We start from the raw sequence: 23,191 nt of genomic DNA on the forward strand, positions 1-23,191 counted from the left end.
ATGAAAAATATAATAATAGTCTGTAGCTTAGGAATAGGGTTCTTTTCTTCCTGCAGTTCATTTCTGGACAAAAAGTCGGATATACATTTAGCTGTTCCAAATAAATTGGAACATGCTACACTATTGCTCAATGATTATACAGAACTCAATTCTGGCTATCCTATCTTCGGTGATCTCGGTACAGATGATTTTTATCTAACGAGCGAAAACTGGGACGCAGCTAATTCCGTAGATCAACGTAATGCCTATATATGGGCAGACGAGCCATATATCGATGCTGCACAATGGCAGCGACCTTATAAAACGATCTATATCGCAAATCAGGTGCTAGAAATATTGGAAAAGGTGCATAAGGAAGAGGATGTTCTGGAATACAGGCGTAACTTGGGTACAGCGCATTTCTATCGGGCTTTTGTGTTTGCGCAGCTTACCGAATTACATTGCCCTGCGTATGATAAGTCCACAGCAGGTAGTGAATTAGGAATACCATTACGACTCAAAGCTGGTATTGATGCGCTTTCGGTGAGAGCGACATTGAAGGAAACGTATAGGCAGATCGTCAATGATTACAAGGCAGCAATAGTGAATCTACCACTTGTAGAGCCCGTTATAGGACGGCCATCGAAAGCCTCCGCTTTTGCAGGTCTTTCCCGTACCTATTTAAATATGGGAGATTTTAGAAATGCCTATCTATATGCAGATTCTTGTCTGCAGATCAATCCGAGCCTTTTGGATTATAATACACTAAATGCAAGCGATGACCTACCGATACCAAGATTTAATGTCGAAGTATTATTTCCGGCGCAGAGTGTTGTTGCAGGATTAATGGATCAAAATACAGCATTGGTTGATGACGATTTATACGATAGCTACACGATCAATGACCTGCGAAAGTCTGTTTTTTTTAAAGCTAATGGGACTCCCGTAAATACGTTCCGATTTAAGGGTAGTTATGATAAAAGTTTGGGAGCTCTATTTATAGGAATAACCACAAGCGAAGTCTATTTGACCAAAGCTGAGTCTGCCTGTCGAATCGCAGAAATTGATGAAGCTCTCTCAGCAATTAATACACTTCTAAAGAGCAGATGGAACAAAGCCGTTGCTTATACACCGATCACAGAATCAGATCCAGAGAATCTGTTATTTATAATCCTGAAGGAGCGAAGAAAGGAGTTACTATTCAGAGGAAGGCGTTGGTCAGATCTGAAGAGACTCAATCTAGACGAACGTTTTAAAAAGACATTAGTAAGGAGTATAGGTAACGATACATATACCTTGGAACCTAATAGTCCGAAATATGCATTCCGCATACCACAGTCGGTCATCGATCAAACGGGGATGCCTCAAAACAAACGCTAATTTTTAAAACATTAAAACATGACGATATTTAGATCAAATATTTGCTTAACAATACTTTTATTGTTTATTTCTGAAATGCTTCTTGCACAACAAGATCCTAGAAAGTTTGATCCGGGGCTTGAACATCATATTGGCGACGCATTCAAGGGACCCGAGAAAGTGCAATGGATGCGGGGTGATGTGAGATCTATAAAATGGAAATCGTGGCATGATAAGGTGATTGTATTGGACTTTTTTGACACCTACTGCACGAGCTGTATTCTGTCTATGCCGCATTTGCAAAAGCTTCAGCAACAGTTTGGTGATAAAATCCAGATTCTAAATGTGACTTGGCAAGATAAAGCTACGCTGGACAAGTTCTTTGCTACAAATGAATATCTTAAAGAGCATCAGGTCAATTTACCAGTGATCTATAATGACAAGATATTGAGAAGCATGTTCCCCTATCAGGCAGCACCTCATATCGCTATGATCTACAAAGGAAAAGTGCAGGCAATTACTTTCAATAGACTGTTGACTACTGATAATATAGAGAAGCTTCTGAATGACGGCCGTATAGATCTACCTTGGAAAAATGACTTTGGTAAAGGGAGTTTAACCCAAGATAATTCTATCGAAGATATAGGTGTATGGCTCAGCGGATACCAAAGTGGGGTGAGGGGGCAATCTTTAAAGTTTGAAAAAGATAGTCTGACTGGAAATTACAAAACGTCAATCTATAATCGAGAACCTTATGCGGCATTGATCAATACATGGGGAAAAATCGTAATACCGAGGGCCTTGCTTCGAGCTGAGCAGGTCGTTTGGAATGTATCAGACTCGAGTCACTACAAGAATTTTACGAACAGCGGAGAGGCGTGGGATGTAAAGCATAGCATATCCTATGAACGGATCGATCGGATACATCGTGCTGATTCTGTTCAGGCAAAAGTGGTACTTCAGGACCTACATAATTTCCTTGGTATCAAAACTTATTGGTCCAAAAAGCGAATTAAATGCCTCATTTTGAAAAAGTGTCCAATAGAGAAAACCGAAAAAGTATTTGATGGTATTGTTCGATATGAAGGAACGGATGTGTTTTCGAAATTTATGGCATTTCGTGAAGATTATCCATTGATCTATGATGAAGCGAAGCTAACTGATATATTAGAGATTGGTGTATTCAACAGTCTTGACGAGCTAAATGAACAGTTGCGGCAATATGGACTAGAGTTGAGAGAAGGGGAAGCAGAGTTCGAAACCTTTGTTGTAGAAGAGGAGAAATAGGGAAGCAATAGAGAGTATCCATGTAATAAAATAAGCCTATGGTTTTTGTAAGTAGTCAATTAACTTGCTACAATTTAAACACAAAACACCATAGGCCATGGATACAAATATACAAACAGATCCAGATAAAGTAACAGTTAGTTTTTCTGATCAGCAGATTTTTTTAGGTATTGATGTTCATAAAAAGAACTGGAATATTAGTGTATATATCGGCGACACATTCTTCCAGAACTTTCATCAGGAAGCAAACTCATTGCTTCTTTTGAATTATTTGAATTCTCATTTTCCGGAGGGGCATTACGTAGCCTGTTACGAGGCCGGTTTCTGTGGTTTTTCGGTTCAGCGTGAACTTAAGTCACTTGGAATAGACTGTATAGTTGTCAATCCTGCCGACATCCCACAAACGAATAAAGGTATGCTGTCCAAGACTGACACTTCTGATTCCCGCCGATTGGGGACGGCCCTGTCCAGAGGTCTGTTGAACCCTATATATATTCCTGATAAAATTACGGAGTCTGACAGACAACTCATCAGATACCGTAGGAAGACACTAACGGATTTACAGAAAAAGCGTAAGATATTAAAATCCGCCTTTCATTCTATGGGGATAGTTATTCCCAAAGAGCACGACAAGCCATATTGGACCAAAAGATTCATTGAGTGGATACGAAACCTTAATCCCGCAGAAATATCTTCGCGGATATTAATAAGCCACGTGGTAGATGATGTTGAGTTTCTTCGCAGGCGGTTATTGCAGATCAATAAGGACGTACGCCAGCTCTCTTCACACGAAAGATATAAGGAAGCCTATTCAATATTAATCTCTGCGCCAGGTATCGGCATTATCACGGCTATGACACTGCTGACTGAAATTGGGGAGATCAAACGTTTTGATAACTTTGGAAAGTTCAATTCCTTTATCGGCCTATGTCCAAGTGAATTCTCTTCCGGTGAGACTATAAGAAAGGGAAAGATGACTTCACGTGCAAACACTGCGTTGCGCCCGTTGCTGATCGAAGCAGCTTGGATAGCCATAAGAACAGACCCTGCTCTAGCACTTAAATTTCAGGAGCTCATTAAAACCAGGACGAAGAAAAGAGCAATAGTGGTCATTGCTAGGAAATTACTTTCGCGAATATATCATATATGGACTAATACAAGATTGTATGAAAAAGGAATATTAAAATAAACACACAACAAACAAGTGAAAAGATAATTTCTACTTGATGCTCCCGACTACTTGAGACAGCCTGAATTTAGTTTCTTTATTTAGAGTGTGTAGCGGGCCATCAGATTAAATCTAACGGATACCTGTAACTTTGATTACTAATAGGAGGCTGAAATAATTATCTTTTTACTAAATTTGTAATAGAGAAAAAAACCGGAGAAAGCGCCTTTACAAAATTTTTGAAGGCCTTTCTTAGGAAGTTTTTTGACTAAAATCCAAGAATTATAGAATTTTATTCATAGGGGGCTGCTCGATGATGACGAGACAGCCCCGTATTTGTTGGATAGATAGCCTTTTTTCTTCGTTAAAATGGCGACCTGTCTACCGGTGTGTAATGCGATTGCGCGATCATTACTGCAAAAGCATTACCAAATAGGGCTGCGTTATGCACTTGCCATCCTTCATTAAGCTTTCCGGGTTCTAGTGCTCCTGTGACGGAATAGTGACCATATTTAGGCTTTGCTATCGGGAAATTTTGCGAATTCGTCGCAAAGGGCTCTATGGTGTAATTAATATAGATTCCGTTTTGAAGTTCGTTGGATAGAAATCCGGTATCTCCAATATAAAAAAAATTGAGTGTCTTATGCCGGAACATAGAGACTGCATTGCCTGCCGTGAAAGGATAATAATTGACGGAAGATCCGGTATAGATAATAACCTGATCTGTAGGAAGGTTTTGTACATACAAGGTCTGTGATCCATCCTGTCCCCAGTATTTGCCCCTGACATCATCAAAAGGCCAGGCCAAAATATCAGATTCTACGTCATTGAATTTGTAGATAGCTCCACCTAAGCCGTTTTCAATGGTCGTTATATTGTTGTCATTAAAGAGTGCCCGTAAGAAAGTCTGTGGTATTGCACTATGGTAGTTTTCTATCATCAAAAAGGCTACGCCTCCACGTTTAATATAGTTGTGCAAAGCCGCATAGTCATCCGCATATAAAGTAGCAAATAGACTGGCAATAATAATATCGGGATAGTTCGTGGGGTCGGCTAATCTGTTTTTTAGATTATTTATAGAAGGAGAAATGGTCTCATAATCAAATCCTTCTATACGTAGATATTCGCTGTCCGGACCAAAATTTAGCGAATCCCTTAAGAAATTTCCTGATGCTTTTGCTGAAGCTGCATAACCGTAAACAGCATTTCCTTCAACATGGAGGATCTTTTTTCGGGGATAGACTTTGTAAATGGCCACTTTGGCGTATTGTATCCTTCCGGCACCGCCCGTCGTGAATTCGAAAGTGCGATTGGCAAGTCCTATATTACTTACCGGTAGATCTTCAACTATGTTGTTGAGAGGTTTGACCGATAGTTGTTCTAAATCGATTATGTATTTTCGTTGGGTAAGATCTGCGGTATAATAGCGTGCTTCTACCTGACGCTCGGAGTCAGCCTCTACGTTGGAAAATGTAAGGTCTTCAATCGGTACGTTGGTCAAAGCTCCTGTGAAAGCTCCCGTCTTTATATTAAATGTGCCGGTTTTGAGCGGTGTATTGCTTGCAAACTTTGCCAACAGGGTAGTTACATTTCCGAATAGACCACGCGTATCTACACGTATTTTTAACTGTTGCAATTGGTGTTTGAAGGTGATTGATAAAGGGGTATCTCCCGTAGTCGTTGCTTTGATTGTCCCTGCGGTATATAAGAAGGGGCGATCGGATTTGGTCTGTATCTGTGGGTTGTTCGGATCCAAAGCCGTGATGTCATTGGTGTCATCGTAAGAATAGGCATACCATTCGTAGTTCTGATTCAGTACCACGTCCAGTTTTGTAGGGGTACCTGATACCAATTGTAGCGATTGTTCAAATTTTTGGGTCGTGGTATTGAACAGCACAAACCAGTACTTGACACCGACTTCCATAGGGATGTCGGCTGCCAGAGGATTAAGGGAGCGGGTACTCATCTGCTTAGATGGTAGAGCCGCTTTTACCTTGTCAAATCTGATCGCTTTCGTATGCTCGCCAAATGAGAGATCCTTGCCTTCAGCCGATGTGAAATCAACTTCAATATCATTGAATTTGACTGTTTCTTTGTGTAGTATCTGCTCGCCTGTCGCTGTTTTGGGAGCAATAGATCTCATCTTTGCACCGGACGAAGACACAAGGTCTTCGTCCGTGATACTGCCTACTGTAATGCTTATCTTGGTCGAACCATCGGGCGTGGTTTGTTTTGTCTCCTCTTTAGAACAGGATGACAATGTAAAAATACACAATGCTATTATCGTAATCAGATGATAGATCTTGGATATAACTCCTGCTATAGCAGTTAAATTAGTCTTTCTCATGTCTCTGTATTTTAAAATTCCCAGTCTTTTTCTACTGTTTCCGTCACTTCTTCCGTGATCCAGGGTTGACTATTGCTGGATCCCCCTCCAGGGCTAATAGTAGTCGATGAGGCTGCAATACTATGCTCGAGCTCTATTTTGGTCACAAGAAGTAATGGAGGGAAGTATTTTTTTTTCTTTCTGTCCATATATCTTAATTATAATGTGCTATACTTCGTTTTTCTGTAATAGGCCAGCAACCATGTCGATTGCCGAGAAAATGTAGGGTGTTATATATGCTGTTTATCCTGCCGCTGAACTGATTCTGGTTACATTATCCGGTGGAATTTAGTTCTGTTTGTTAATTAATGTTTTTCATTCCTTGATGCCATAAAAATGGCAAAGGATTTAGAGCCTATTAGTTTCTTTGATCGAATGTAGACGCAAATTAAGAAAAGCTTTTTTATTACTACCTAATTGGCTCCTGATTTATATACTTAAAAATACTCAAACTGCGTCAGGTTACGTCTTAGCATATTTGCATCTATATTATGTGTTTTCAAACTAATAGATCCTTCTCAACTATTTATAGTGTTTTTTTTGGGTCTGTTTTATCTCGCTGAATTATAGGTTCTTATAATTTTCGATTGCATTTGTCCCCCAATTGTCCACCCCTCCGATGAGTCTGTTCTGTGGCTTTTTGTCTACATTTATAGCGCAATTATTAAGCATCATATCTCATTCTATTAAATCCGATAGTATCTACGAAGTGCCTATCCGGCTATAGATTTCTATCTACAAGACGAGCGTATCGTTATGGAAGAAGGTAGCTGAGATCGGGGGACCTCCGAAATGGCGATGGGGATACGGTCGAAGAATGCAAAAATGGTCAAGAGAATGGTAAGTGCTAAAATTGGAAACAAACTGCGTCCGTCCAGAAACCGGATCATGAAATTATACATAGATGAACAATAACAACCGTCGTTTTTTCCTGAAGAGTTCAGGACTTATATTGGGATCGTTTCTGCTCGCAAGGTTGGGAATGGCCAAATCTCCGGCTCAAGCTGCGCGCTTTAATTTAAGGCTCGACTTGAAGGATGTTAATTTCGTTTTTACCGGAAATCTTAATCGGAAGCAACATCTCGAGACTACAGTAGCGCCGATATTGCAAAATATATCTGCGGTGTATTTAGATACAGGGAATTTTACAGCGCACTCAAAGGCTAAAACGATAGATCGGGTAAAACAAATGAATGATTTGGGATGCCAGGCGGCAGCATTAGGTAGAGATGAATTGACTATGCCGGAGACAGACTTGCTGACATTGGCCCGGTCATGCGACTTTACATTGCTGAATAGTTTGGCTGTTTGGCAGAATCGGGAATTATCCAATCGGATCAAACCTTTTCAGTTGATCCAGATTGTAGATAGGCGTGTCGGCGTCTTAGCTATCGGACCTGTATCTCTTTCCGGATCAGAAGTGCACAGATTGACCTCATTAGCTAAACGCTTAAGGGAAGAAGAACAGTGTCACATGATTATATGTCTGGTACCGGAGGGGCATAACAAGAAAAAGCTTAAGGAAATTGCGGAGCAAAGCGAAGCAATTGATCTTTTCTTATGTGCAGCAACAGATGCGGAGGTTGGATTGTGCTATGTTCTTAAAAACCGGGAGCATACCGATACGACCTTGATCTACGGAGGTAAAGGAGGTGTAGAATGGGGACATTATGCAGCAAATATGGAAAGTGTCGGCTATGTATTGCCGAATACTATGGGGTGCTATACACCTAAAAATCTACCAGGCCTGTCATAGCCTGTACGAATGCGTATTGAATAATATAAGTTAGTTATAAAAAATATAAGATTATGGAAGAATATTTTGGAGTAATAAAAATATTTGGCGGCAATTTTGCAATGAGGGGTACCATGTTTTGTCACGGTCAGATCTTGAGTGTTGCAAATAATAGCGCTCTTTATTCGATATTGGGAATAAGTTATGGTGGTAACGGTCAAACAACATTTGGATTACCGGATCTGCGGGGTCGGGTCCCTATCGGAGCAGACGAAAGATATGCTTTGGGCCAGAAAGCTGGATCTGCGTCTGTTAGTTTGAACATCAGTAATCTGCCGGCTCATACGCATGCGCTGAACGTGAGTACCAACACGGGCGATAGCTCTACGCCGAGTAATACGCTGCTCAGCGTATCACCAAAGGTAGGGTCGGGACCCAATGCTAGTCAGCTCAAAAACTATAGCGCCAATCCAACGGGTATTGCAACAATGGCACAGTCGGCAGTGGGGGCCACTGGAGGAAGTGCGGCGTTTTCTATTATGCAGCCTTATTTGGCTGTAAATTATGTTATAGTGACAGAAGGTATTTATCCATCCCGTCCTTAAAAAAATGGATAAACCCTTGAAAATTGGATTTTTGACACCATTCTCGGCAGTGTATCCCTTCTATGGACAACATATAATGGCTGGTGTATTCACCGCGCTGGCCCAGTATGGGCTTGCCGCGAAGGATGTGGTATTTGTTCCGGTGTATATCGGGCAAGGGCAGTATAAGATGGTGGAGGAAGCAATCCAAAAGCTTTTGTTCTTTGAAGGGGTAGATTTGATCAGTGGAATGGTCAACATCAAATCCCTACTCGAAATAGCACCATTGTTTGATACTTATAACAAGCCGGGACTTTTTATAGATTTCGGAGAGTTGATTCATCCTTCTGTCGGTTACGCTAAAAACGTGGGCTGTATCTCCATGAATTATTGGCAAAGTGAATATGCGCTGGGGAAATGGGCTGTAGAAGAGTTTGGCCCGGACGGACAGATCATTATGCCGACCTATGAATCTGGGTTTAATCTGCATCAGGCCTTTTTGGACGGTGCAGGGGCCGCTGGTTCAAGGGCCTTAAATAGTATGGTCATGCCCGAGCATTATGTTGATAAGAAACATGTCGACCTGCAGCCCTTCTTTGAGGCAATCGAACGGGACACGCCCAACTTTGTCCATGCTATTTTTTCGGGATCACCCGGGACTGCTTTTTTAAAGGAATGGAGAGCAAGTAAGTTTTATGATGCCATACCTCTGCTGACCATAGAGAATATGGCCTATAGAGATATGTTGAGCGATGTGCAACATTTAAATCTGAAATTTTATGCCGCCGCCAACTGGCAGGATACGGATCAATCGGCATTGAACCAGTCCTTTACACGACAGTTCCTAGCAGCAAATCATCAGCCTGCATCTGTATTTAGTATGTTGGGCTTTGAGCTTGGACAGGTCTTGTCGCAAATGCGACAGGAACTGATCAAAGGCGATGCGGCTGCGGCTATAGCTAAATTTAGGCAGTCTGGAGTGACAGGACCAAGAGGTATGATCAACATACAGGGGTGGAGCATGCCGGCTTACCCTATGGTGGATATCAATAGAGTCGTTACGAGCGATCAACATATTAATTATACGGTTGTATCTCAGGGTACTGCGCTGGGATATGATACAACACAAGTTTTCGAAGAGTCAGTCAGTGGTTATTTAAATCCATACTGGTCTGTATAGCTTCAATTAATGAAACCTATGAAAAAATACATCTATCACTTTCTCGTACTTTTGTCCATCTCGGTACTGGGACTATTTTGTGGACAATCGGCTTGGGCTCAGACCTACGACGTTCAGAATATAGCGACCGGAGGACTGTATAGCGCCTTGACCAAGGATGCGGATGGTAACATTTACGTTCTCAGGGCTGTATCTTCGAATAGCTATGAACTGGTTAGATACACCAACGGACAAGGGCAACCTAGGGTCCTTTATTCGGGATTAAGCTATACCGCCGGTGCATTTCCATGGGGTTTGGCGGTGGGGACTGACGGTAGTATTTATTTGAGTACCGCACATACGGATAATGGTAATAAAATTATCAGACTGACCAGTAGTAACGGGATATATACGGTTTCTGATTTTCAGAGCGATCCTTCTAAATATTATACAGGATTGGCAATAGATGCTGCCGGTAGTCTTTTAGCACTACAGTACAATGCGACAGATGCGGTTTATGAGGTCGTAAAGTATACTGCACCCCACACGGTAGGAACAACGGTTTTTAAGGGGATAGTATCGGGGACAGGTTTGTCGTACCCTACTGCCTTGGCCGTATCGAGTTCGGGAGATATTTATTATAATGAACCTTACTGTATTGACGAAAATGAGGCAGCGGCCCTACCTTATAAAGGTGGAGTAGTCAAGGTTACTGCACCCGCATTTAATTTTGGTGCCAAAACATACTTGTCCAAAGATAAGTATGTGTCGGCTTTAGCATTGGATGAAAGCAATAACCTCTATAGTTTGGAAAGTGCAGGAACGCCCTTGAAATATAATTTGGTAAAGTATACGAATGCGACGGGTACAGCCGGGGTGTTGCGCCAGGACTTAGCGAATTCTTCTTTTATTTATCCATGGGGGGTCGTGTTCCATCAGGATATCGGTTACTATACGACAGGTGACGACGGGATCAGTGGTGGGAGTGTAATGCGTATCGTACCAGCTGTAGTAAATCCTACAGAGCCCGCAAATGAAATAACAGGACCGGTCAGCGTAGCTATATGTGCTAACACATCGACAGTTTTTTCTATTTCAACTACCGGTGCTACCGCTTATCAATGGGAAAAAAGTACGGATGCGGGTGCTTCGTACGTCGTTATTTCCAATAATGCGAACTACACCGGGGAAACCACATCAACATTGGCTATCTCCAATACACCCGCAACTTACAATGGAGAGATGTACCGCTGTAAGGTCACCTTTGGCACAAATGGAGTAAAAGCTAGCTCGTCGGCTACTTTGACGGTTCAGCCGGCATTGAGTATACTGTCTCAACCGGTTAATACCTCGCTAACTACCAATAGCTCGGGATCGATAGCTTTGCATGCCGTAGGTGTAACGAGCTATCAATGGCAGGTGAGCAACGATAGTGGAGGTTCCTATACCAACCTGGTAGACGGGACTAATTATGCTGGGACGAATGCCTCTAGCCTGCAACTTATTCAGGCTCCTGCTGCCTATAATAACAATATGTACCGATGTGTGTTGTCCGACCCATGTGGGGCTATTGTTCATTCAGCAGCGGTGAAACTTACTGTAAGTGGAGCACCGACGATAACACAGCAGCCGGCTGATGTGACTGTGCAATCGGGCAATACTACTTCATTTAGTATAGGAGCTGTGGCTGCAACAGCATACCAATGGGAGGTGAGTGTAAATGGAGGTGTATCTTATGCTGATGTTAATAATGGAGCCTCTTATGGAGGTGCAACGACGAAAACACTTACGGTATTGGCTGCATCCACTTCCTTGAATGGTAATCTATACCGTTGTACCGCGTCGGGGAGTGTATCGCCTGCCGCGACTTCTTTAGCCGCAAAATTGACGGTGGAAGGCCCGAATATTACGGCAACTGGTCCTTTGCTACCATTTGTTACCTGTGCGGGAACAAATTCTGCAACACAAAGTTTTGACGTAGCTGGGGCTTTGTTGACAGCCGCTGTTCATATTCAGGCAGCTGCAGGTTATGAACTGTCATTGGCGTCAAGCGGTGCATTTACCAACAGTCTAACATTGACTCCAACTGCAGGAGCGATATCGGCAACACCTATTTATGTCCGGACGACGACTGGTGCGGTTTCTAGCTCGGGAACCCATATAACGCTGAGCAGTACTGGAGCCACAGATGTGCAGTTGGCGGTATCAACGACCATTAAATCGGCGCCATCTATAACCGCTCAACCTGCTGGAAGTACGATTTGCGCTGGGTCAAATACTACTTTCTCAGCGGCAGTAGCCGATGCTACAGGCTATCAGTGGCAGGTAGATCAAGGTCTTGGCTACACAAGTATTGCAAATACGGGGCGTTATTCTGGAGCTACAACAGCGACATTGACCATTACTGGGGCTGAACCGGGAATGAACGGTTATACTTACAGGCTGGTTGCAACAGGCGATTGTACTCCAGCAGCTGTATCTAATGGAGCCTCTCTTACAATCGAATCCGCACCGGTAATAACAGGCGTAACTTCACCGACTGCAGATGGTTCCTATAAAGTAGGCGATGTCATTTCTATACAAGTTAACTTTTCCAAAGCAGTAAATGTAACAGGCACGCCTCAGCTTATATTAGAAACAGGAACTACTGATCAAATCGTAAATTATTCATCTGGTTCGGGGACATCGACATTGACCTTTAATTATACGGTACAGCTCGGAGATATTTCGGATCGTCTGGATTATATTTCTACTGGGGCGCTGGCTTTAAATAATGGGGCTATAACAAGTTTAATCGGCTGTAATGCCAGCTTGGTCTTACCAAATCCAGGAGGTGCAAACTCTTTGGCTGCGAATAAAAATATAGTGATTGATGGAATACCACCTACAGTATTTTCTATTACGCGTGCCGATGGAAGTCCAACCAATGCTACAACTGTTCGTTTTATTGTTACTTTTTCAGAAAGTGTTACTGGAGTAGATGTCTCTGATTTTACGCTATCCGCTACTACTGGTGTTAGCGGAGCTATCAGTTCAGTATCGGGTTCTGGAAATATATACACCGTATCTGTAAATAATCTCAGTGGCGATGGCACGCTTCGGTTGGATGTTAAGAACAGCGGAACAGGAATTGAGGATGCTGCAGGTAATGCCATTGCGGGCGGATATACAGCTGGGGAAATGTATGTTTTAGATTATTCGCCACCAAGTATCCCTACAATTTCTCTCGCGGATGCCAGCGACAGCGGAATCAAAGGTGATGGTATCAGTAATGTAAGTACACCAACGTTTATCGGGGTTACAGAAGCGAATGCTACAGTGACGCTGTGGGACACTGATGGTACTACAGTGCTTGGTACAGCAACGGCTGATGGTTCTGGAAGCTGGTCGATAACCACTGCTGCATTAAGCCCAGGTGTGCATATTATTCGGGTTAGAGCTACCGACCAAGCTGGAAATACGGGCGACGAAGCAACTTTTAGTTATACCCTTGATACCACAGCGCCTACCGGTATAAGTTTGAGTAAAACTACCGTAAGTGTCTCGCAGGCAACCGCTGGGTCTACGATAGCTACATTGACCTCTATTGATGCGACTACGGTTACTTATGTTTTAGCTGCAAGTAATAACGTTACTGATGTAGATAATAGTAAGTTTGCCATTACTGGAAATTTGTTAAAAGCAGCTCAGAATTTACCAAAGGGTATTTACTCTATCAATGTCGTCGCAACAGATGCAGCTGGGAATACGGCAGTTCAGGCGTTTAGTATTCATGTTTCAGATAAACCCCGAGTAACCTCCGTAAAATCTGGAATGGTAAATGGAACTTATAAAATAGACGATGTTATTTACCTGAAAGTGACTTTCGATCAGGCTGTGAATGTAGATATGTTTGGAGGAGCGCCTATTCTCTTGTTGGAAACAGGAACTGTAGGTCGTTTGGCGACTTATGTATCGGGGGGCGGAAGTAATACGTTAACATTTAAATATACGGTTCAGTCTGGAGATGTATCAGATAACCTGGACTATCAGTCGACTAATGCTCTTGAACTGGATGAAGCATCAACTATTAGAAATGCTGACGGGGAAGATGCCATATTGACCCTTCCTGCGCCTGGGACTGCTGGCTCTTTAGGAGCAAGTTCAAATTTAGTGATAGATGGTGTCCGACCAACTGTAATATCGGTAGTTCTTTCTAAAACAGTCTTAAAAATAGGGGAGACAGCAGCAGTTACCATAACGTTTAGTGAGAAAGTTACGGGCGTAAGCGTAGCTAATATTATCACGAGTAACGGAACATTATCTAGTTTATCGACAGCGGATAATATAGTCTATACAGCAACCTTAACGCCACTTGTAGATATAAATAGCGAAGGGAATACGATAACAATAGATTTAGCTCATGTGAAAGATGTCGCTGGAAATTCCGGTGAGGGTACGGCGTCATCTCTGGCCTATGAGGTGCGTACTAAAAAACCTGCGGCGCCTATTACGCCGAAACTTTATCCAAATGATGATACTGGAATTTCAAATAGTGATAATATTACGTCTAAAACACAATTGAATTTTCTCGTTAATAATCCTGATGAAGTAACACTTAATGAAGTATGGAATGCGTATAAATTTTTTGTTGATGGTGTAGCGCATAATACTACAAGTATTTCTAGTTCTACAAATGTGGATTACTGGGTTACTTTGTCTCCGCTGACGGAAGGTACACACGTTATTAAAAATAAATTTACCGACAAGTATGGTAATGAAAGTGATTTTTCGGAAGAGGTACTAGTTACTATTGACCTGACTGCGCCAACAGGTACTATATTGATTAATAATGGAAATCTTTACACGAATAAGCGGGAGGTCACGCTAGGGATGACATCCGATGAACTGGGCGTACGGATGAGTTTTTCTACGGATGGAACCACATGGTCGGATTGGGAGGCCTTTTCTGCTAGTGAAATTTTAACATTACCAGCAGGAGACGGAACTAAAAAAGTGTATTTAAGATTGCAGGATATAGCGGGGAATATATCTTCGACCTATAGCGATGAAATTATCTTGGATACACAAGCACCGATTGTGACAGGAGTGACTGGTGGGGGAATTTATAATGATGACCGAACGATTGTTTTTAATGAGGGGGATGCTACGCTGAATGGGGCGAATATTGCCTCAGGAGCTACTGTTTCTGCCGAAGGTAATTATACATTGATCGTAACTGATGCGGCTGGAAATTCTACAACGGTGCAGTTTGAAATTGATAAAACGCCGCCGATGGTTCCTGCTGCGTTTGTTGCTATAGGTCAGAACGGACAGATTTCGCTCACTTGGTCTGCTAATACGGAACCAGATCTTGACAAGTACATACTCTATGTAAAACCAAAAGATGGTGTCAAAATACATTTAGCAGATGTAGTAAAAGGAACGGAACATTATACGTATGCTGGCCTCGCGAATGGAAAAACTTATGAGTTCTATTTGGTAGCAGCGGATCAGGTAGGTAATCTGAGTGGAGAAGCTCTTGCCTCCGCAAAAACGATGGGCGAACAGTCGATTAGCTTTGCTACCATCCCCAATCTAACTTATGGGCAGCAGGGGATTGTAGTGACGGCTTCGGCAACATCGAACCTACCAGTAGCATTTGCATCTTCTGACTCGAATATAGCTGAAGTATACCAAGATAACAATGATGGGGGTAAGTGGAAGATTAATGCTAAAAAAGTGGGTAATGTTACCATTATAGCTACTCAGACCGGAAATAATGAGTACTTACCTGCGCTACCTGTTAAACGGTCATTTACCATAGTGCCTGCAAGCCTTACCGTAACAGCGGATGCGAAGACCAAGGTGTACGGTGACACCGATCCTGCACTGACCTATACGGTGAAGGCTTCGGATCTGCGTAACGGTGATGCGGTATCGGTGGTAAGCGGTAGGCTGACACGTGAAGTCGGTGAGTCTGTGGGCAGTTACGCTATTACCAATGTGGATCTTGCGGCAGATAACTACAGTATTGACTATGTGAAATCACAGCTGAGCATTACCAAAGCGGTACTAACGGTATCAGCTGATGCGAAGACCAAGGTGTACGGTGACACTGATCCTGCGCTGACCTATACGGTGAAGGCTTCGGATCTGCATTATGGTGATGCAGTATCGGTGGTGACAGGAACATTAACACGTGCAGCCGGAGAAAACGTAGGTAGCTACGCTATTACCAATGTGGATCTTGCGGCAGATAACTACAGTATTGACTATGTGAAATCACAGCTGAGCATTACGAAAGCGGTACTAACGGTGACAGCTGATGCGAAGACCAAGGTGTACGGTGACACTGATCCTGCGCTGACCTATACGGTGAAGGCTTCGGATCTGCATTATGGTGATGCAGTATCGGTGGTGACAGGAACATTAACACGTGCAGCCGGAGAAAACGTAGGTAGCTACGCTATAAATAATGTAAACCTTACAGCAAGCAACTATAATATCAATTATAAGGCAGCGAATTTGGATATTACAAAAGCGACACTCTCTGGATTGAAGTTCGAGAATAAAGATGTGGTCTACGACGGTACGGTTAAATCTATTGTACTTAAAGGCACACTTCCGGTAGGGGTAGAAGTAGTCTACGATAACAATGATAAAATCAATGCAGGAAATTATCAAGTGAAAGCTGTTATCGCTGAAACGCAAAACTATTTTGGAACAAGCTTTAACGCGACTTTACTGATCCGTAAGGCGAAACAGACGATCCACTTTACAGCCCCTGAAGTATCGGGTCGCGATGCCGGTATAGTTTCATTGGATGTACGGAGCAGTAGCGGGCTTCCCGTGGCACTGACAGTGGATGATCCGATGGTGGCCACCGTATCCGGCACCGAATTACATGTTCATCGCTTGGGAACGGTACATATCACCGCTGTACAGATTGGTAATGAAAACTATGAAGCGGCAACACCTGTGACGGTATCCGTACGTGTGGCAAATGATGCTGCTTCACCATTGCCTATCCGTGTACACCAGGCACTATCGCCAAATGGTGATGGCTTGAACGAGTTCCTAGTTATAGAAGGCATCCGTGATTATCCGGACAATAAGGTGACCATCTTTGATAAAAACGGTTCGGTACTGGCCGAGATCGCAGGCTACGATAATAGGGATAAGGTATTCTTTGGCAAAGACCATCGGGATGGTACCTATTTCTATTATATTGATGTGAAAGACAATGGCGTGTGGAAACGGGAGAAAGGATATTTTGTGATTAGGAGGTAGAAAGTTAGGTAAGGTTAACGAGTTATCGAGTGAACAAGTTAACGAGTAAGGGAAGTGATGTTGGAGCGTCACTGCTAGGCTTGTCGAAGCAGTCTGTTTTAATGAAGATGAAGAAGGTTAACGAGTTATTGAGTGAACAAGTCAAGGAAATGATAAACTGATTAAGGTTAACGAGTGAACGCGCTATTATGATAACATGATCACTTGTTAACATTATAACAATACAACATGATAACAAAGAATACAATCATAGCCCTATTATCCCTGCTGCCGCTGTGTAGTATGGCCCAACATGGGGTAAGCTATAACCAGTTCGGTCAGTTGCGTAATGCATTTAACTCATCGCTGAGTACGATGGACGAGCGTGGCAGCCTTGCTACGCTGGGCCGGAGCCAGTGGACAGGGGTGGATGGTGCGCCGAGATCGGTCTGGGTGACAGGGCATGGCATGGTCAAGAATCTTGGTCTGGCTATCGGTGGTGATTTTAAGCATGCTTCGCTAGGGGTAGTGCGTGAGAATGAAATTACAGCCTATGCTGCTAAAGCAGTGCAACTTGGGGAGAATGAATACCTGAGCCTATCCATGGGTGGTGGGCTCTTATTCTACCAGGGTAACTACCGGCAGCTGGATGGTGAGGATCCGGCCTTCTGGGAAGATGTGCGGGGTACGGCAGGGGTGCTGAGTGTGAGCTCTTCGTACTACCAGAAAGATAGATTCTACGTGGGGGTAGCGATGCCGCGTTTTTCCTTAAACAGAAACACGGATCGGGAATATGAGTTCCGCGATGTGATCTATGTGACAGGGGGGATGCTGATCCGGCTGGACGACACGTTCAGGTTGCGTCCGTCATTCTTGGTGAGCCACATGCAGGAGATGTCTCCACGCTATGATGTAAGTGTCCTGGCCTTTATGGGACCGAAGATCGGATTGGGGATGGGCGTACAGAACCAGGGTGACCTTTCAGGATTGATGCAGCTCAACTTCGGTAATTTTGGTGTGGGATACAGCTATCAGTTCAGCGTCAACGGACATACGCTGAACCAGAAAATATCGACCAATACCCACGAAGTCGGCTTCCGTTATCGTATAGGTGGAATAGGGTTGTTGTAAAAGCAGAAAAAGCCTGAGATATGAAATCTCAGGCTTTTTCGTGTTAAGTTTTATCCTCCGTACTTAATTTTTAGATCTTTTATCATTTGGATCTGTGTGTCGACATCGGATGTGGATGCGTTATTAGAAATGGCGTGTCTTTTTATATCTTCGGCGATTTCTAAAGCTTTATCCCATTGGTGATTGCGCCAGGTAATATAGAAGTAGGTCTGAAGGTATCTCGAATTGTTGGTTCGGGACAACAGATCTTCCATCCATTTTATTCCTTCTGGACTTTGGTTTTTACGGCCTGTGAGGTTTCCCAGTAGGCTCGTCAAAGAAATAGTATACGCATCATTGTTTTTACCATATTGATTTAGAAACTCGGTGCCCCGTTCAATATAGAGTCTGATGTCGTAAGCTCCTGTTGCGTCCTTAGCGTCAAAAATGTGGTAAAAGCTGGCATATTCTTCATAGTAAGGATAATTTTTGGCTTTGAATTGAGCCATTTTTTGATCAAAAGCGTCCCTGTCCTGCTGGGTTGATGCGGTTGAATGAATGCTTTTTAGATATCCTAAGTACTGTGAAGCAATGAGTGAGTCTATTTCTAACGGAGCTATGTTGTTTTTATAATACTCATTTTTGTGCTCTTCTAAATACGTAAAGGGTACTGTAAATGGTGCCACCTGCACGATTTTCATAAGTTCGATTGTGTTTCTGCTTGTTTTTTCTTTTGCAGATAGTTCGTCGAAATACTTTTCAAAATCGGCTGTTGCTTTCTCCTTTTGGTAAGAACGTGTCAGGTTCTGAAAATAGTTGATCAGAAATTCAGGCTCTCGGTTCCCGGAGTTCCACTTATTAATCATCGCTAACTGATTCTTAGTGGGATCCGCAGCTATTTTAGCCAGCTTGATCAACCCCTTTACACTTTGTCCTCCGGCTGTAGAATGAACTAAGTTGCCCCTTTGATCTAAAAACATTAGTGTAGGGTAGGCCATAATGTTGTACTTCTTGCCGAGTTCTACACCTTCTCCCTTATCATCACACTGTACCTTGACATTTACAAACTGGCTGTTGAAAAAATCTCCAGCTTCTTTCTGTGGGAATACATCCGCAGACATTGCTTTGCAGGGACCGCACCAAGAAGTGTAAAAATCGACAAATATCATTTTGTTTTCCCGTTTGGCTTTCTCCAATGCGATATTGAAATTGTCTTCAAAATGTATACCCTGTGCTTTAGCAAAACTTATAGCCAGTATAAATGTACCTGCTAGTATAGTTGTTAGTCTTTTCATGTTAATTTTGTAATCCAAAAGAAGTAATACGACCAAAGCCTCGATATTCGCGGATATAATCAGGGTTTGTTACCAAGCCACCGACACCTAATGATTCGATTGGAATTGTTATTATTTTTCCCTCTTTGGTATTTTCATTATAGATACTTAGGAGCAACAAGCGCTGTGAAGCATTGGTGGAGATACGTTTGGTCCAATCCAAAGGATCTGAGCTGCTGGGCAAGTACATGCGTCCTGAACCGGTAAAGATCTTCATCCCAGTGATTTTTTCTCCAGGATTGGTTTGATAACGTAACGTTGTCGTGGAAGGAGATCCGATTTCAACAATAGTGGTGTATACTTTATCAGGTGTGCCGTAAAATAACACTTGCTCCGAAGTAGAAGAGGTGAAAAATCTAGCGTTTGAAATATCTGGATTCTGACTAAGATCGTTTACCGCTACACCCATACCACCAGACAGCGGGGCGGTGAACCTAATCTGATAGGCATAGTATTTTTCCTGATCACGTTCTTTCATAATACACATCATACTTTTGTCATACCCCTCAAACATATGTAGACATGTTTTATTCCCCATTTGACCCGGGTCAAATTTTGCGGATGAATGTTTGGGGTCAAACGTCGGAAAATTGCGTAACGGATCTGCCATATAGACGATACCGGGTAAGATTAAAAAGCGGCTATTCAACTCATCATATAACACACCACCTGGTATGGATAAGCTTGGGTTTTGTAAACCAATTATTTTTTTTGTCTCATAGCCTAATTTGTCGGAAGCCAAAAATGAATATAGAAATTGTCGGCTCTGTCCATAACGTCCGTGTGCTTTTCCATTGTTAACTAGATATTGATGTTGATTGGTAACAATAGCTGTCGATATATCAGTGGGTACAATTTTAGTCGGAGGTATGAGAAACAGTTTCTCGTCCGTATCGACTTTTTTATAAGAATTGACATCGATACGCGTCAAGGCTTTGTCTGTCAATAGCGTTACGTTTTTTTCGGCGTTATAGCGGTAAAAGTCTAAATGGCTAACTAACCCTTCTATTTTTTCACCATTTGCCACACTATAGGCATTATAAATTATTCGTTCGGTTAAGCTGTCTTTCTGAATAGCTGTAGTGAAGTTAAATGCCATGATCAGATTAAGATCAGTGGTTTTTTCATCTCGCGTATCTGCAACGACCAATCCCTGACCGAAAGGGGAGATGACAGAAATATCCCAGGTGAAAAAGGTTTTGATATTGTTGAGGGAATCTGTAGCAGTGAAAATAAGCTTGTAGGCCGTTGGAGACGGGGCTTCATTTATTACTGCCTCTAGACGGGATGCTGTCCCCACTAATCGCTCGTATCCAAAAGTATTCATAGTCCATTTGTACTTCAGTCGATTCCGGTCGCCGTGTTCAATTGTAATGACGGGCTCGATGACAAGGGTGTCTTGTTGGAATACGGTGTGCCTTGTGGCAAATCCAGCTGTATCAATGCCTATGATAGGAATTTCATTGATGGCCAGGGTAGATTCGTCTTTTATGCAACCTCCGATCAATAGAAGAATTGCTGAAAAAATGAAGATAATATGTTTCATGTTCTAATCTGTTAGTTAGTAAAATACGACAGGAAGTCCTTTCTTGGGACCGTCGTTGTGCATAAATGCAGTATCCCTATCAGGGTATTGATGCTGTAAATTTAAATTGTATTGGATTAAAGCGTCTTTTACCATAAGCCCCCAACCCTGTATTTCTCCCGCAGACATCCACCATGTTTCTGGGTCTGTTTTGGCCCATGTCGGATGGTAAGGGAAAGAGTTTCTTCCGGTTACATCAATGATAAAGGAGAACCATGCGGTTGAGAAATCTGCTCCTAAATAATAGCGCATCCAGGACCAGTTTGAGGGTTGGATGATTCTTCCTGTCCAGGTGATTTTTGCTTTAGTATTTAGAATAGTACCAAGCGAAGTGGAAGGGACTAACTGCAGGTTGAGGTCGACCAATGAGGTGTCGATAGTGGTATTCCGCTTTAATACAATCGGAATGCGGCCATCTACGCTGTTTTTAGGTAGTATACCCTCCTGGATTTCGAACCATTCTGGTTTTGCTGTCGTAGTGCTGTCGAAGATGGCTTCCATTTTAAAACTACGGTCGTGGTCTGCCATTTCGCCTGATAGTTTTACGGCTAAATAGATGGTTTTAGAGTTCGCATCTTTATCATCAATAAAGGAATAGGAGTAACTTGTAGTTCCCATATAGATTGCTGGCGAATCATCGGAAAATAAAGGGATCTGTTCTTTTTGACAGGCTGTAGCAAACAGTACAATAAGGGTCAAAATAGCCGAAAATCCCTGTTTTATTTTTATGTTATTACGATTCATACTTTTAATAATTAATTACCCATTTCGATCTCTCGCTGAGGAAGCGGTAATACATAAACTGAATTATTCATTTCTTTATTTGTACTAGGGATACTGCTATTTCCCCGACGTTTGTAATAGTAAAATAGCTGCCCCTCGGAAACAAATTCTTTTCTATATTCCAATTGAAGCTGTGCATGAACTTCTTCTTTACTTAAAGTTTCATTTAGTTTAAAGTTGGGTGCAATGCCTCGATTAGTACGGACTGTATTCAGGTATTGTACAGCTTTAGGGCTGTCACCTAACTCATTGTAACATTCAGCGAGAATATAAAACATCTCTGGAAGTTTGATAAGGGGCATCCTGTCTTTGTACCTTGAATTTTTTGCGTGCGTGAATTTTAGTAAAAGATAAGCCGTTGTCGAAATTTTGTTGTACAGCTCTTTGTAACGATAGTCCGATAAGGACATGTCGCCTTTGGTATCGATTTCATATAGCGTTTTGGCCATAGTGGCGCTATGATGTAATCTACGGTTGTTTTCATTTACCCCATCTGGTCCGTACTGTCTTATAAAGGGTTCTACATAGTCAAACATATTCTGGATATTCAGGCCAAATATGTGTTCTGTACTAAAAGTAAAATCTTTATTAATAGGATCTGGATCATTTATGTTTCCAGAATGAAAGGATACAAGTGGCCCCCTGGCTTTGGTAGCTACTTCGTCTGCTGCGTCGCGGGCTTTTTCATAATCTCCGAGCCATAAATATAGTCTGGCAAGTGTAGATTTGACGGCGTAATAATTGAAACGCAACCGACGATTGTCATAGAAGTGATCGGTATTGGGAATCTCTACTCCTCCAAGATTGTTTGTTGGAGTGATCAATGCAGGCTCATAATGAACCATCAATTTTTCGGCTTCATTAAGATCTCTTTCTACAAGTTCTAGAAATGCGCTGCCTGATACCGGAGCACTAATGCTTTTTGAATACTGGTCTACATAGGGAAGACTGATCCGTTCTAGGTCAGTAGGTGATTTTTTTAGGTTGCCATACCCGAAAAGCCTGTAAAGATCAAAGTGTACGAATGCGCGTAATCCCAGTGCTTCTCCCTTGATAAGATGATAGTGTGCTGGATGTATTTTATCCTTATATCCATCAATTGTATTGATTAGATTGTTTAAGTTGGCTATAACACTATAGCTTTTTGTCCAGATATTGTCCTTATAATTCGTTACTACCGATGACTGGTATTGATAGGAAGAGACGTTGGCATAGGGATGGTTTAACGCTGTTGTTGGGTATTGCTGGGCTAATACATCAACAAAGCCTATGGTACTTTCAAAGCCATATATTCCCCGCTCGGTCATCATCAGATAGACACCTATTAATGCGTCTTTAAATCCTTGTTCCGATTTAAATAGTTCATCTGAAGCAATTTCAGATTTAGGAGTTATAGAGAGCCATTTTTCACAAGAACTCAGACTGAGAATTGTGAGTATAGCTAAAGGTATAAATTTTCTCATTTTGTTGA

The 23,191-nt window shown here is 42.3% G+C and carries 14 protein-coding genes; 8 read left to right on the forward strand and 6 right to left on the reverse strand.

Features of this window, described 5'->3' with window-relative positions:
• From JKG61_RS02115 to JKG61_RS02125, 3 genes are all read left to right on the forward strand, one after another.
• Window positions 1–1,359 (forward strand): RagB/SusD family nutrient uptake outer membrane protein, encoded by a 1,359-nt coding sequence (locus JKG61_RS02115; protein ID WP_202101334.1) that lies wholly within the window; start codon window positions 1–3, stop codon window positions 1,357–1,359.
• An 18-nt stretch (window positions 1,360–1,377) separates the two neighbouring features.
• On the forward strand, window positions 1,378–2,625 hold the full coding sequence (locus JKG61_RS02120) for a TlpA family protein disulfide reductase (protein WP_202101335.1): 1,248 nt from the start codon (window positions 1,378–1,380) through the stop codon (window positions 2,623–2,625).
• A 97-nt stretch (window positions 2,626–2,722) separates the two neighbouring features.
• Complete coding sequence (locus tag JKG61_RS02125) at window positions 2,723–3,814, forward strand: IS110 family RNA-guided transposase (protein ID WP_202101336.1); 1,092 nt, start codon at window positions 2,723–2,725, stop codon at window positions 3,812–3,814.
• Window positions 3,815–4,157: 343 nt separating this feature from the next.
• Here the strand turns inward: JKG61_RS02125 and JKG61_RS02130 are convergent, their stop codons facing one another.
• Both JKG61_RS02130 and JKG61_RS02135 read right to left on the reverse strand, forming a co-directional pair.
• Window positions 4,158–6,140: a hypothetical protein gene (locus JKG61_RS02130; RefSeq protein WP_202101337.1), complete on the reverse strand. Its 1,983-nt coding sequence runs from the start codon at window positions 6,138–6,140 to the stop codon at window positions 4,158–4,160.
• 11 nt (window positions 6,141–6,151) lie between these two features.
• Window positions 6,152–6,328, reverse strand: a complete 177-nt coding sequence (locus JKG61_RS02135) for a hypothetical protein (protein WP_202101338.1) — start codon at window positions 6,326–6,328, stop codon at window positions 6,152–6,154.
• A gap of 755 nt (window positions 6,329–7,083) precedes the next feature.
• Between JKG61_RS02135 and JKG61_RS02140 the strand changes: the two genes are divergently transcribed.
• The 5 genes from JKG61_RS02140 to JKG61_RS02160 all read left to right on the forward strand — a co-directional run bounded on the left by JKG61_RS02140 (window position 7,084) and on the right by JKG61_RS02160 (window position 18,039).
• Window positions 7,084–7,935 (forward strand): bifunctional UDP-sugar hydrolase/5'-nucleotidase, encoded by an 852-nt coding sequence (locus JKG61_RS02140; RefSeq protein ID WP_202101339.1) that lies wholly within the window; start codon window positions 7,084–7,086, stop codon window positions 7,933–7,935.
• Window positions 7,936–7,988: 53 nt separating this feature from the next.
• Entirely contained in the window at window positions 7,989–8,519 is a 531-nt protein-coding gene (locus JKG61_RS02145) for a phage tail protein (RefSeq protein WP_202101340.1), read from the forward strand.
• 4 nt (window positions 8,520–8,523) lie between these two features.
• A complete protein-coding gene (locus JKG61_RS02150) occupies window positions 8,524–9,678 on the forward strand; it encodes an ABC transporter substrate-binding protein (protein ID WP_202101341.1) in 1,155 nt (384 codons plus the stop codon).
• Window positions 9,679–9,696: 18 nt separating this feature from the next.
• A complete protein-coding gene (locus tag JKG61_RS02155; protein WP_202101342.1) occupies window positions 9,697–16,929 on the forward strand; it encodes an MBG domain-containing protein in 7,233 nt (2,410 codons plus the stop codon).
• A gap of 228 nt (window positions 16,930–17,157) precedes the next feature.
• Window positions 17,158–18,039 (forward strand): PorP/SprF family type IX secretion system membrane protein, encoded by an 882-nt coding sequence (locus tag JKG61_RS02160; RefSeq protein ID WP_202101343.1) that lies wholly within the window; start codon window positions 17,158–17,160, stop codon window positions 18,037–18,039.
• 50 nt (window positions 18,040–18,089) lie between these two features.
• Here JKG61_RS02160 and JKG61_RS02165 read toward each other — a convergent pair whose 3' ends face one another.
• From JKG61_RS02165 to JKG61_RS02180, 4 genes are read right to left on the reverse strand one after another with little or no spacing between them, the layout of a single operon-like run.
• Window positions 18,090–19,313, reverse strand: a complete 1,224-nt coding sequence (locus JKG61_RS02165) for a thioredoxin family protein (RefSeq protein ID WP_202101344.1) — start codon at window positions 19,311–19,313, stop codon at window positions 18,090–18,092.
• Window position 19,314: 1 nt separating this feature from the next.
• On the reverse strand, window positions 19,315–20,898 hold the full coding sequence (locus tag JKG61_RS02170; protein WP_202101345.1) for a PKD-like family lipoprotein: 1,584 nt from the start codon (window positions 20,896–20,898) through the stop codon (window positions 19,315–19,317).
• A 15-nt stretch (window positions 20,899–20,913) separates the two neighbouring features.
• Window positions 20,914–21,681, reverse strand: coding sequence for a DUF4843 domain-containing protein (locus tag JKG61_RS02175; protein ID WP_202101346.1), 768 nt, complete (start codon window positions 21,679–21,681; stop codon window positions 20,914–20,916).
• A gap of 11 nt (window positions 21,682–21,692) precedes the next feature.
• On the reverse strand, window positions 21,693–23,183 hold the full coding sequence (locus JKG61_RS02180; RefSeq protein WP_202101347.1) for a RagB/SusD family nutrient uptake outer membrane protein: 1,491 nt from the start codon (window positions 23,181–23,183) through the stop codon (window positions 21,693–21,695).
• Window positions 23,184–23,191 lie beyond the last annotated feature (8 nt).

Source organism: Sphingobacterium faecale (assembly GCF_016746095.1).
Taxonomy (GTDB): domain Bacteria; phylum Bacteroidota; class Bacteroidia; order Sphingobacteriales; family Sphingobacteriaceae; genus Sphingobacterium; species Sphingobacterium faecale.